The sequence below is a fragment of the Bradyrhizobium sp. AUGA SZCCT0222 genome (genome assembly GCF_018130205.1).
GTDB lineage: Bacteria > Pseudomonadota > Alphaproteobacteria > Rhizobiales > Xanthobacteraceae > Bradyrhizobium.
In genome coordinates this window covers 1-12831 of the sequence record NZ_JAFCLX010000062.1, presented here as the reverse complement: position 1 = coordinate 12831, position 12831 = coordinate 1, and the positions used below count along the sequence as shown (strand labels likewise).

Sequence of the window (12831 nt, the reverse complement as noted above, 5' to 3'; positions counted from 1 at the left end):
CGGCGCGGAAATGTGCACAATCATTGCGCGGATTGTGCGGACATTGAGGCCGGCTTGCCAGTGCTCTGGGACCGCATGGCTTTCAACTTCCCGTCAGAAATCGGCGCTCTTGGCGCTTCGCAGCTTACGACTTTGCGTCGTGCGGCATACCCCTCTTTCGTGGGATATCGCCTATGCGCCGCTGCCCCGCAGCATCACACCCCGTGCCAGCGCCAGCCCCATCAGCACGAAAGCCGAGGTCACCTCGGGGCCGCCGACCAGGATGCGCGTCGGGGTCTTCATCTTGTTCCACTCATAGGCCTTGTAGGGACCATGCCGTCCCCCTTCGCCGACACCGGCGACGATGCAATGCAGCGCAGGTGCAAAGCTTGCCGCGTCGGCGCCGAGATGCGCCAGCGCCATCAGGGCCAGCGCCGCGTCGAAGGCGTTCATCTCGTGGGTGATCAACTCGCCCTCGACATAGGCCAGCACGCGGCCGCGGATGAAGTCGAAGGTGTTTTCGGGATCGATCGCCAGCCGCGCCGCCGGCGGCAGTGCGATGAAGGCCGCATAGCAGCGGCCGAAATAGGCGCAATACAGCTCCGGCAGATAATAGATATGCGAGCGCGGATTGGTGAACGCGCCGCTTTCCACCAGCCGCTTCTGGAAGCCGATGATGCGGTGAACCGTCTCCAGCCGTGACGGCGTCTCGATGATCTTCCAGCGCGCAAGGTTGCGGAAGCTGACCTCGAGGATGTCGAGATTGAGCGTGGGATCGAGATCGTTGCCGTAGGGCCGGTCGCCGGCGAGGTTGTCGATCCAGGTCACGACGCCGCCCTCGTACTCGACATTGTCGTTCAGCGGCACCGTCACGCGCGGCTCGTTGGCGCCGCTGCGGACCTGATAGCCGGCGTAGAAATCCAAAAGCGGCTGGTCGAGGATCGGATCGGTCGAGCCGGCCTGCGTTGCCGCCGAGAACGAGCAGGCCGTGGTGTCGCAGTCCGGCACGTAGATGCCGAAGCCGAGATCCTGCTTGATCTGGGAAAAGAACTTTGAAAAGCGCGGATGCGGCAGCGGCGCCAGTGCGGTGATGACGCGTACGGTGGAGCCGTCATGCGAGGGCACTTCCTCGGCGCTGGTGGCGAGGCAAAAATCGACCATCTCCGAGATGGCGCGGCGTGACGCAGCCGTCTGGTCGACGGAGGCAAGGCCGGTTTCGACGAAGCTGAGCAGCGCCTCGGTGAAGAAGGCGTCGTAATAGGCCGAGCGGTGCCGGATCTGCATCGGCTCCCACATCGGCTCGGCGATGCCGGTCCAGGGCGGGTTGATCAGCGCGCGGGCCGGCGAATGTGCGATGAAGATACGCGCCAGGCTGAACAGCAGGGTCGAGTTCTTGTAGCCGCGCGAATTGAGCCCGGTCAGCGCCATCAGCATTTCGCGCCCGCCCATGTCGGCATCGCCGAGCAGGTTGAACGCGGCATAGGTCGGGATGAAGCCGTTACCGGCAAACGAGCGCAGCAGATGCGACCCGCAGGTCCGGATCACGCGCTCGATCTCGGCGAGGTCAGGCGCTTTCGTGGGCGACACGGCCGGCGCCGGCTTTGGGTGGCGGACATCAATCGTCGCCATCAGCTCGGCAATGGGTTGACCGACCGCTTCCCAGTCCGGCGCGTCGTTGTCGCGGGCGCGGGTCAGTGCCTGGCGCAGCGACTGCAGGCGGCCTTCGTCGCGCAGTTGCGGCAATCCGGTACGGCGCAGCAACGGGCGCAGCGCCGGGTTGCCAAGCGCGGTCCGATAGAATTTTCCGAGATGGGGGTCGCCGCCGGCATAGTTCAGCAGCAGGGGATCGCAGACGTCATACAGCGACGGCCCGTCCTTGCGAGCGGTCAGCGCACGGTAGGCGGCGCCGGCGAAATATTGAAAGCCCATGCAGTCTCTTTTCGCCGGAACCGTGAACCGAGGGCCGTCGAATCTACCGCCGGCCTGCAAGCCATTGAAAATGATACAAATCAGCGAGAAATACAAATGTGACCGATGTCACAGAAAATGTCCCGATTTGGCACCATCATTCTGCTGGGGAACGTCATGCGCCAAAGGAGGTTGCCCGCGGTGGCCGTGCGGGTTAAGGGTTTCTTTGTTGCGGTGCCGCAAATTGCCACAATTCGACGGCACACCAATTCGCAACCCCTCAAACCTAAACGGCACTGGCGCGACTAACTGGCGCGCCCTGGTCAACGATTGGGAATTGAATGATGGACGGTAAGCCTAGCATCTCTCGCCGCACGGTCACCGTGGCCGCCGCTTTGGTCGGTCTGGTGTCGCTGGCGATCGGCGCCCATGCTGCGCTCAACAAGCGTTCGCTCGATGCCGCCAAGGCGATCGCGACCGAACAGAATTCCGACGTCGCCACCAAGACTTCCCGCGTCGCACTGGTCATCGGCAACGGCCACTATCCCGACGCCTCGGCGCCGCTGGCGCAGCCGATCAATGACGCCCGCGGCCTGACCGCGGCGTTGCGCGGCAAGGGCTTTGACGTCGACGTGGTGGAAGACGCCACCAAGGACGACATGGCCCGCGCCATCGGCCGGCTCAAGTCCAAGATCAAGCCCGACAGCGTGGTGATGCTGTTCTTCGGCGGCTACGGCGTCCAGGTCGGCCGCCAGAGCTACATGATCCCGGTCGATGCCGCGATCTGGAAGGAAGCCGATGTCCGCCGCGACGGCGTCAGCATCGAGGCCGTGCTCGACGCGATGAAGGAGCAGGGCGCCAAGGTCAAACTCGTCGTGGTCGACGCCTCCCGCCGCAACCCCTATGAGCGCCGTTTCCGTTCCTACTCCCACGGCCTGGCGCCGATCTCAGCGCCCGAAAATGCGCTGATCCTGTCTTCGGCGACGCCGGGCAAGGTGGCCGACGATTCCAAGGGCCAGTACAGCGTGCTGATGTCCGAGCTGCTGAACAACCTCGCCGCACAGGCCGGCGCCGAAACCGCCTTCAACAAAACGCGCGTGACGATCTCCCGCGCCAGCGAAGGCGAGCAGGTTCCCTCGGTGTCGTCCTCGCTGCTCGAAGACGTCAGCATCGGCGGGTAAGCAAGCTAAAATAATTGTCTAAGTGTCGTCATGCCCGGGCTTGTCCCGGGCATTTTCGTGCGTGAGGCTACTTCGCGTCCGCGGCCACCATCACCGGGCGCACCGGATCGCCTTCGCGCAGCAGGGCGCCGGCGCGGGCCACCACGATATCGCCTTCGACGATGCCCTCGCGGATCTCGACCTGGCCCTGTGACATCAACCCGGTTTCCACCCGCCGCGTCTCGACGCGCTGGCGTTTCACCACCTGCACCACGGTGCCGGCATTGCCATAGAGGATCGCGGTCAGCGGCACCGAGATGCCGCAGCTCTGGCCGGTCTTGATCTGCGCCCGCCCGGATGAATTGACCAGAAGCCGGCGGTTGGTGGTGACGGCGATGAACACCTGGGCAAGCTGGCTGTTGGGCTCGACCGTGGTCGACAGCCGCCGCACCCTGCCATCGACTTCGCCGGCGCCGATCACCTTGATCCGCGCACTCTGGTTGATCTGAAGTTTGGCGATGTCGCGGGTCGGCACCAGCCCGACGAGGTCGAATTCGCTGCGGGCGATGATCGAAAACAGCGCCTCGCCCTTGCCGGACGCCATCGCGCCGACCGCGGCGGTCGAGGCCGAAACCAGCCCGGCGACGGGCGCCTGCACCAGCACCGTGCCGCCTTCCGGCAACGTCAGCCGGGCCAGCGTCTGGCCCGCGGTGACGGTATCGCCGGCATCGACCAGCACTTCGGCGACCTTCAGCCCCATGCGCTCGGGCCGCACCTGGGTTTCCTCGCGCGCGATGATGGTGCCGGACACCTCGACATTGTTGCCGAAGCAGGATTTTGCGGCCTTGAACACGGTGACCGCCGCGCCCTTGGGCGCTGTTTCCTCGTCGGCGGCGAACGCCTGCGGCGCGGCCAGGCTAAGTGCCCCCGCAAGCATCAGGGCAGGCAGCTTGAGGTCGCGCGCGGTGATCATCGGCATTTCATCCCGGTTTCGGGAACATCGATACCAGATGCCCGACCGGCGCGCCAAGCGGCAAGAAGGCCCAAACCGTGGCTCAACCGCCTGCCACGCTGACCAGCTTCGCCGCCGGCTGGCCGGCCGCCAGCGACACGCCGGCGAGTTCATCGGCACGGGCGATGTGCGCCGCGATCACGGGGTTGATGATGCCGGCATGGGTCATCGCGAGCATATGCCCGGCATCCGGCAGATGGCGCAGTTCGGCGCCGTCGATAACCGCGGCCAGCCGGCGGACGATGCGCTGGGTCAGGTTCGGCGATTGCCCGCCGGACAACAGCAGTGTCGGCAGGCGCAACGAGGCCGCCGCCATCGTGACGTTCTCTTCGGCGAAGGCGGCGGCGAAATCGTACGGCAGCCGTTCGGCGTGTTCGATCATGCGGATGCGCGCGGCCACAGGCAGCTCCTCGCGCGGGCCGGAGCCGCACCAGAATTCGCTGAACTTGTCGATCGCCTCCAGCACTGACCCGTTCCAGATATCCTCACGCACTTCGGCGGCGAGACCTTCGAACTGATCGTGCAGCCGCCGGTCCGGCGCGCTGTCACGCAGCAGCGTCGGTAGCACCGGCTCGATCAGCGCGAGGCTCTGGATGCGATGTTCATACGCCGGATCGGTCGCGATCTTGAACGCGATGGCGCCGCCATAGGAATGCCCGACCAGATGGATCGGCCCATCAGCCTGATCCAGCGTCGCGCGCAGGCATTCGACTTCCTGCGCCAGCGTCAGCGGCAGGTCGAACGTTCCAGCCTTATCGCCATAGCCGATCAGATCCGGTGCGATCAGCTTGGTGCCGGGCCCAAATTCGGCGCCGAGTTTTGCCCATTGGCGTCCCGAACCGAGCGAGCAATGCAGCGCGACGACGCAAGCGGTGGCGCTTTTGCGTGAAGGTACCTGAGTCAAAATATTCATCGAACTTGTCCTGTGCGTTCTCAGAAATGATTCTCTCTCCGTCATGGCCGGGCTTGACCCGGCCATCCACGTCTTCCTCGCTTTCTAGAAGCAAAGGCGTGGATGCCCGGGCATAGGCGAGCGGAAGCGACGCCGTCCTTCGGACGGCTATGCCCGGGCATGACGAACTGGGTGAGCGAGATGCAAGAAAGTGGATCGTCATCGCTTCGTAATCACCACTTCGAGATATTCGCTCGGCACCACCATGCTGCCGTTGGTGGCGCGGTTCATGCGGACGATCAGCGCGTGCAGGTCGTTGTGCAGCTCTTCCTGCTTGGCCGGCTCGAGCGCCGCGAACGCTTTCAGCACCGGGCCATAGAACGTCTTGAACACGTCGAGGAAATGCTCGGCCGAGCGGTAGCGGAAATTGAACAGCCGCGACTCGGCCTTGATCGAGGCCGCGCCGGCGTCGAACATTTCGGTGAGCCGCGTGCGGGTGCCCCACATCGCCGGCGATTTCGCGCCCGCGGGCGGCGGCAGGTGCTTGCCGAGCGTCTTGAACACCTGGCCGATGAAACCGTCCGGCGTCCAGTTGGCGAGACCGATCTGGCCCTTCGGCCTGCACACGCGCAGCAATTCAGCCGCCGCCTTGTCCTGGTTCGGCGTGAACATCACGCCGAAGGTCGACAGCACGACTTCAAAACTGTTGTTGTCGAACGGCAGGTTCTCCGCGTCGGCCTCGCGAAATTCCATCGTCATGCCTTCGGCATTGGCGCGCGCCCGGCCGCGTTCCAAAAGCGCCGGCACGTAATCGGTCGAGGTCACCTCGCACCAGCGGCGCGCGGCGGCGAGCGAGGCCATGCCGTTGCCGGCGGCGACGTCGAGCACCTTGGCGCCGGCCTTGAGGTCCATCGCCTCGCACAGCTGTTCGCCGACGATTTGCAGCGTGGAACCGACGATGGCGTAATTGCCTGACGACCACGCCGCCTGCTGCTTGGTCTTCAGCGCGGCAAGATCGGGGGCGGGGGTGGCGGTTGAAGCCGGCATTGTGGCGGTAGCTGTGGTGGCCATGCAGTTTCCTCCTCTGTGGCATGCGGTCACGGGGGCGACCGCGCTGAACCGAACATGCCGCTCGGAGGACCTAAAGACTCTGAGACGGGGCTGATTTTGCCTTGAGGCCACCCTGATTTTTCTGTGAGGCGGGAATCTGTGAGGTAAAACACGTCATGGCTGATTTGACCGCGCTAATTGAGCGGCCCCGCCAGCAAAACCCGGCAAAACCGGGCGCCAAACGGGTCCGATCAACCGGCCATGGGGATCCTCGCGTGCAGTTTCACTTCTCAAACCATGTGCTCGACAGCGCCGTGCGCGAATTGACCCGCGATGGCCAAATTGTCGCAGTCGAGCCGCAGGTGTTCGATATCCTGATGTACCTGGTCGAGCACCGCGACCACGTCGTTACCAAGGACGATCTGATCGAGAGCATCTGGCACGGCCGCATCGTCTCCGAATCCACCCTGACCAGCCGCATCAACGCCGCGCGTACCGCCATCGGCGACAGCGGCAAGGACCAGGCGCTGATCCGCACCATCGCGCGCAAAGGCTTTCGCTTCGTCGGGAACGTCAGCGGCGCAATTGCGCCGCGACCCGCGCTCAGCGGCACTCTTGTGCCGCAAAGCGCGACCACTGTCGCGTCACCCGAACCCGCCGCCGCCTCCCTGCCGCCGCTCGACCGCCCCGCCATCGCCGTGCTGCCATTCACGAACATCTCCGGCGAACCCGAGCAGGAATATTTTTCCGAAGGCATTTCGGAGGACATCATCACCGCGCTGTCGAAACTGCGCTGGTTCTATGTCATCGCCCGCAACTCCGCGTTCGTCTATCGCGGCCGTCAGGTGCATCTGAAGCAGATCGGCGAGGAACTCGGCGTCGGCTATGTCGTCGAGGGCTCGGTGCGCAAGGATGGCGACCATGTGCGCATCACCGCGCAGCTCAACGATGTCGTCACCGGCAGTCACCTTTGGGCCGAGCGCTACGACCGCAATCTGGCCGACGTGTTCGCGGTGCAGGACGAGATCACGCAGGCCGTGGTCGCCGCGATCGAGCCGCAGCTCTATGCCGCCGAAAATTTCCGCAGCCAGCGCAAGACGCCCGACAATATGGACGCCTGGGATCTCGTCATGCGCGCGCTGTCGCATTACTGGCGGGTGACGCGGTCGGACAATCTGGTGGCGCAGGCGCTGCTGGAAAAAGCCATCGCGGTCGATCCCGGCTACGGCCAGGCGCTCAGTCTTCTCGCGGCCTGCCATACCTTTGCGGCCCATATGGGCTGGGAGGACATGCCGACGGCGGTGCGGGCGGCGGAACGCGCCGCATTGGCGGCGATCCGCGCCGACTCTGAGGATGCGTGGGCGCATTATGCGCTGGCGAGCGTCTATCTGTTCAACCGCCGCTTTGACGATTGCATCGCCGAGTTCGAGCTGGCGCTGCGGCTCAATCCGAATTTTTCGCCGGCGCGCGGCATCTATGGCGTGGCGCTGTCCTATCGCGGGCGCTGGGAGGACGGCGACGCCGCCGCCCGGCAGGCGCTGCGCTTTTCCCCGCGCGATCCCTTTGCCGGCATCTATTGCGGCGTCGCCGCCTATTGCCAGTATGTCGGCCGCAACTACGAGGAGGCGATCCGCCTCTCCCGCGAAGCCCTGCGCCAGCGCCCCGATTTCGTCGGCGCCCACCGCGTGCTGACGGCCTCCCTCGGCATGTCCGGCTTCACCCAGGCGGCGGCCGCGGCGCTGGAGGGGCTGCGGAACGTGCAGCCGAATATCTCGCTGGCCTGGCTATCCACCGAAATGCCGTATGAGCACGAGGTGGAAAGGGAGCATTATCTGGAGGGGTTTAGGCGGGCGGGGTTGGGATAGGGCTCACTCGTCGCGATAAGCGCGCTACTCACAAAACGCCATCGGCACGCGTTCCAGATTGTGCATGCTCCTTGCCAGAGGGGTGGTACGATCTATTAACCCCAGAATCCAAGTCGACCCCCACCTATCGCTTCGCTTCGTTCCTCGTCTATAAAGGAGTCAATCAAGGGTAGACTGTGGGCAGCGGCAATTTGGAATCCGCGGAGTTCCAGATTGGCGAGTTATTTGAGCGCCGCTGGGCGTACGGCCTCAACCAACATCGAGGGGTAATTGAAGTGGCTAATCTTCAAGTCGAGGACACTAATGTCCCGAACGTAATCACAAAGCTGAAGACTTCGGAGTGGCTATCGCCTCTTTTTCAGCGAGACTTTGTTTGGAGCAATGCGAATGTCGTTTCGCTGGTGAACTCCATCATAGATGCCCGTCCAATAGGTATGATTACTCTGTGGGAGCAAGAAGGAGGGAGTTCGCTGCCCCTAGAGCCGATTTCAATTCAAGATCACGGCCAAGGTGGGAAGAGCGAAACTCGATACTTTAGTGATCCGAATATTCGACCGGGACGTTACTATGCCATCCTTGATGGAAGGCAACGATCGACAGCATTAGCACTCGCCTTCGGTGGCCTCCGAGCGCAGTCGGGACTGTTCAAGAACGCAGGGCGCTATTATCTCGATGTTACGGCGACAGACGATACGGAGCGGGTCAAGTACTTTACTGAGAAGGACGTTTTGAAACGTCAATTGAACACACTCAAAGTGGCGGTTTCGAACGGGCTTTTCCCTCTCGAAGTCGAAGATCCGGAAGCCATTTTCGATCAGTGGATGGGGTATTTGCAGTTCATCCGTGACCCCGCTTACTACGCAGGCGGTGACTTGCCTGAGGCGGCTGAGTTGGACAGGCGAAATCGGATACTTCAGTCGGCGTTCAACGGGATTATTCGGACAAAGATTGCACTCTATATAGTTCCCCGAACCTACAACCTCGCGGAAATTTGCGATATTTTCGAAACTCTGAACACGACAGGGACGAAGGTATCAACTGTAGATTTGATCCATTCGAACATGTACAGCGACACAGTCGAAGACCCAAAAGGGCCGATACTTATTCGTGACCGAATTGATGAATTGGGAGAGCTTGACGGTGCGGTGGGGTGGGCATCATCTCGAGAAAGACCCGAGCTAATCGCACAATTTGTCGCAGCAATCCATGTGGCCTTGAACTCTAAGCCTGATCCCAGGCCAATTGGAGGCTCGAAAGAGTACCGGATTTCGAGCGTGAAATCACAGGACCTGTTGGCGCTCCCAGCGGCTCAATGGCGTTCAGTTTTTGACCAGAATGCGAAATTGGCTGGATACATAGGGGCCTTCCAACTGGCCGTCGCTGGTGGCAGTTTCACCATGGCGCAATGCCCCTACCCAGCGGCTGCATCGATCTACGTCGCCCTGAGATGGTTTCTGGAATTCGACAAATCTACGCACGTCGAATGGACGCCAAAGCACCTTGACGCAATCTTTCGCGCGTTTTTTTGGAGAAACGCCCTCAATACGCGCTACGATCAGGGCTTTCTTACCCAAATTGGAACAGACATCCGTGAACTGAAGAGCTTTCTGGGCACGATAAAGCGCAAAGATAATTTCGATTCCTGGCGTGCGACGGCAAATGCATGGTTAGACGATCATGTCGCAAAGCCGGTCAGCTCGGAAGCGATTTATGATCTCGTAACTGATGGAGAAGAAGCGGGAGCATTGCGACGCTCGGCCTTTCTCTTGCTGTATGCGCGAGCGAGCCGCGATCCCGTCGATGGTATGACTGCGATCCAACTCGGTTCAGGGCAAATGCAACTCCATCACATATACCCAAAGGATTGGTGCGCTAACAACGTCCACGGCAAGGCCGCAGAATATATCGACAAATCAATTGCAAAGCGAGACTTTGTAAATTCGGCCGCGAACCTAATTCCTATGGCCCGTTCCTCCAATCTATCTTGGAGGAAAAAGGCGCCCGCTCAGTTTATCGAAGAAGAAGAGCTTAGCTATGATTCCAGAGCTGACCTTTGGAACACTTACTTTGTCACGCGCGAGATGTTTGATGTCCTGAATTCGTCGGACGTAGACCCTGGACGATTTTGGGAAATGCGCGGACGATCCATAGCGGAAGAAATTGCCCGACGCATGATGGTGTGACTATGCTTGGGACAATGATGCGGCCACCGATTACCGCGACGTTGGTCGAAGCGCTTTCTAGGCCGACGCAAACGACACTGACAACGTTGATCAACGAGTATCAATGGAGTGATCGTTTAGTACTGCAAGCTCTCGGCGAGCTCGGCGAAATATTGGACGCTTGGAATTTGGAGTTGTCTCCTTCAATAGGTACGGGTGGACTCGATGATAGTCGAATCGTGCGAGCAGCTTTCAGCAGCAACTTGCTCGATTTGACTTGTGCGGAGATAGCGAGAGGCGAAGGGGCGAGTCTGGAATTTAAAGAATCGCTCGTTTTAGACGTCAAGAAGCATGTTCTAGGAAAGCAACCCATAGAAAAATGCTTCTCCGCCGACGTCCTACAATCTAGCCTGAAGACCGTGGCAGCTTACTTGAATAGTGGTGGAGGGACGCTGCTTATTGGCGTTGCCGACGACGGTAAGGTTGTGGGATTGAATCGCGAGTTTTTGCTGATCCCGGGAGCAACTAAGTACGATTTCGATGAATGGGAGCTCTATCTGCGGTCCATGATCGAGAAGTGCTTTCAGAACGGGCGTGGTGTTAGTGCTTCGGTCCAAATCAATCGCATCGATCATGAAGCCGGAGTCGTGGCGAGAATCGTGGTGGGTGCACGACGGGAGCTTTGCATTCTGAGAGCCGCTGATGGTGAGAAGTTGTTTGTTAGGACTGGAAATCGAACCCTATCAGTCAATCTGATTGATCTAGAGCAGTACTTTAATCTCGAAAAGCGATACTTATAGGGGCCTAACTATTTAGGCGTCCCATCTTTCCTTGACGGCTGCGGCTGCAACAAGTCGTTGGCGACGGGAGAGTAGCTCACCGCCTTGTGCATCTTCGCAAACGTGTTCACGTCCTGCCGCGAATATGCAATCTCATAGAACACTTCGCCGGCCGCGTTAGTAAAAGAGTATTCGCGCGGCTTGGTCCATTCGTTTTGCATGTAAGCACCCAATAGCTGCCAGTCAGCATAGTGTTCGGCTCGGACAAATGCAAAAGACGAAAAGGACGCGGCGAGATCACCTCACTATATTTGCCTGACTGCTGTAGCGCCAAGCACTTTGGTCGTATGTCTTGCCCGCCTCCCAAACGTAGACCGCCAGCTTGTAAAAGCTAGCGGTCCACACCGTCCCATCCGGCACTCACCGCACCGAACGATCTCGCCTCACAGAATAAAGTCCGAGGTCGTGAACTGGTGGCTGTTGGTGGAGATGATCTCCATGTCGGCCGCGCCGCCGTTGATGTTGAAGAATACGTGCTGGCCGTCGTCGTGGGTCTCGAACCAGAACTTGCCGGCCTGGGTGGTCGCGCCGCTGGACGAGAAGGTGAAGGTGCTGTTGCCGTTGGCGGAATTGCCGTCGGCGTCCATGAAGGACACGTCGATCTTGTCGCCCACCTGGAAGTCGGTGATCCGGTCCGCGGCGCCGACCGCGCTCTCGTTCTCGGCGCCCAGGCCGACGAAGTAGACGAAATTGTCGTTGCCCGTGCCGCCCGACATCACGTCGGCCTTGCCGCCGCCGTAGAGCGTGTCTTCGCCGCTGCCGCCGTACATCGTGTCGATGCCATGCAGGTTGGACGCGACAGCGTCATTGTCGCCGACCAGATAGTCGTTGTCGCTGCCGCCGCTGATGTTGTCCGCGCCGGCGCCGCCGAAGATGTGGTCCTCGCCCGCCTGGCCCTTGAGCGTGTCGTTGCCCGCGCCGCCGTCGATCGTGTCGTTGCCGGAGCCGCCGAACACCGTGTCGGCGGAGTTGCCGTCCAGGATGATGGTGTCGTTGCCGCCCTGGCCGTTGACGAGCTTGGGGGCGGTCCCCGTCAGCTGGAAGTGAAAGTTGTTGCCGCTGCCGAGATTCTGAAAACCGTCGCGCGCATCGTCCTGGGTCAGTTCGGATTGTTGTTCGGCGTAATCCAGCTTGTTGAAAGGCTTCCAAGGATAGATCGGCATGGTCGTGTTCCCTCTGTGTCGGCCGCCCGGAATGGGCTTGCCTGTGACGGAGAACATCGCAGGGAAGGCCGGCCGGCGCTGTTCCCTGGGGAACAGGCTGCTAGGTCGTCGCTTCCTCCGTCATTCCGGGGCGCGCCGCCTTGGCGCGAGCCCGGAATCCATCAGGCCCCATGCTCCGTTGCACGATGGATTCCGGGCTCTCGCTTCGCGAGCCCCGGAATGACAGCTTAACTTGGATGTCGGTCCTCTCCGCGTCATTGCGAGCGCAGCGAAGCAATCCATGGCGCGCCTAGCCGAGGGATGGATTGCTTCGTCGCTTACGCTCCTCGCAATGACGGTTGAGTGCGACAAAACAACCCGACTGGCAAATCAATTCCGATTGTCAGAAATCGTGTCAAGTAGAAAATTTCTGTAAATCAAAAATATTTCTGTTGCCGTCCGACCCAAATCAGTGCGCATCTATCGCCATCCCGTCCCACTCAGAGGGCGTCGGCCGTCGTCACGGACGTTGGACGGGTTGCGGTGGACGCTGGTTTACGCCTCGACGACGGCGTGGATAAGCGTACGGCAAAACCGTGTGGTCCTGGCGCCCGTTGCAGGTGTCAAGCTGTCGGTGAAGCGCAAGCGGGGACGGCAGCGACGGAGTCAACCAAGAACTCGTCTCCGGGGAGAGCACGGCATAAGCCGTAAAGCCACTGCGCAGGGAAGGCCGGGTGTTCTCCGCTGCCCTGTATGCTCGTGTGCATTTTGTTTTGTGCAAACCGCACGCGAGACCGCGGGTGCAGCGCGCACCCGGTCTTC

At 61.1% G+C, this 12831-nt stretch carries 9 protein-coding genes; 4 read left to right on the top strand and 5 right to left on the bottom strand.

Annotation, left to right across the window (positions count from 1 at the left end; genetic code table 11):
• Window positions 1-171: 171 nt before the first annotated feature.
• Window positions 172-1908: a hypothetical protein gene (locus JQ629_RS32990; protein ID WP_212416163.1), complete on the bottom strand. Its 1737-nt coding sequence runs from the start codon at window positions 1906-1908 to the stop codon at window positions 172-174.
• Window positions 1909-2228: 320 nt separating this feature from the next.
• Here JQ629_RS32990 and JQ629_RS32985 point away from each other — a divergent pair, with 320 nt between their 5' ends.
• Window positions 2229-3068 carry a caspase family protein gene (locus tag JQ629_RS32985; RefSeq protein WP_212269035.1) on the top strand — a complete coding sequence of 280 codons (840 nt, stop codon included), beginning with the start codon at window positions 2229-2231 and terminating at the stop codon, window positions 3066-3068.
• Window positions 3069-3135: 67 nt separating this feature from the next.
• On the opposite strand, the gene JQ629_RS32980 is transcribed toward JQ629_RS32985, so the two are convergent.
• The 3 genes from JQ629_RS32980 to JQ629_RS32970 all read right to left on the bottom strand — a co-directional run bounded on the left by JQ629_RS32980 (window position 3136) and on the right by JQ629_RS32970 (window position 6022).
• Complete coding sequence (locus JQ629_RS32980; RefSeq protein ID WP_212416162.1) at window positions 3136-4026, bottom strand: permuted SH3 domain-containing protein; 891 nt, start codon at window positions 4024-4026, stop codon at window positions 3136-3138.
• Window positions 4027-4102: 76 nt separating this feature from the next.
• Window positions 4103-4972 carry an alpha/beta fold hydrolase gene (locus tag JQ629_RS32975; RefSeq protein ID WP_212416161.1) on the bottom strand — a complete coding sequence of 290 codons (870 nt, stop codon included), beginning with the start codon at window positions 4970-4972 and terminating at the stop codon, window positions 4103-4105.
• A 198-nt stretch (window positions 4973-5170) separates the two neighbouring features.
• Window positions 5171-6022 (bottom strand): class I SAM-dependent methyltransferase, encoded by an 852-nt coding sequence (locus tag JQ629_RS32970; protein ID WP_249135436.1) that lies wholly within the window; start codon window positions 6020-6022, stop codon window positions 5171-5173.
• A 254-nt stretch (window positions 6023-6276) separates the two neighbouring features.
• Here JQ629_RS32970 and JQ629_RS32965 point away from each other — a divergent pair, with 254 nt between their 5' ends.
• The 3 genes from JQ629_RS32965 (at window position 6277) to JQ629_RS32955 (ending at window position 10828) form a co-directional block, all read left to right on the top strand.
• Window positions 6277-7866 (top strand): winged helix-turn-helix domain-containing tetratricopeptide repeat protein, encoded by a 1590-nt coding sequence (locus JQ629_RS32965; RefSeq protein ID WP_212416160.1) that lies wholly within the window; start codon window positions 6277-6279, stop codon window positions 7864-7866.
• A 176-nt stretch (window positions 7867-8042) separates the two neighbouring features.
• Entirely contained in the window at window positions 8043-10049 is a 2007-nt protein-coding gene (locus JQ629_RS32960) for a DUF262 domain-containing protein (RefSeq protein WP_212416159.1), read from the top strand.
• Between the two features lie 17 nt (window positions 10050-10066).
• A complete protein-coding gene (locus JQ629_RS32955) occupies window positions 10067-10828 on the top strand; it encodes an AlbA family DNA-binding domain-containing protein (protein WP_212416158.1) in 762 nt (253 codons plus the stop codon).
• 422 nt (window positions 10829-11250) lie between these two features.
• Here JQ629_RS32955 and JQ629_RS32950 read toward each other — a convergent pair whose 3' ends face one another.
• Window positions 11251-12030, bottom strand: a complete 780-nt coding sequence (locus JQ629_RS32950; protein WP_212416157.1) for a calcium-binding protein — start codon at window positions 12028-12030, stop codon at window positions 11251-11253.
• Window positions 12031-12831 lie beyond the last annotated feature (801 nt).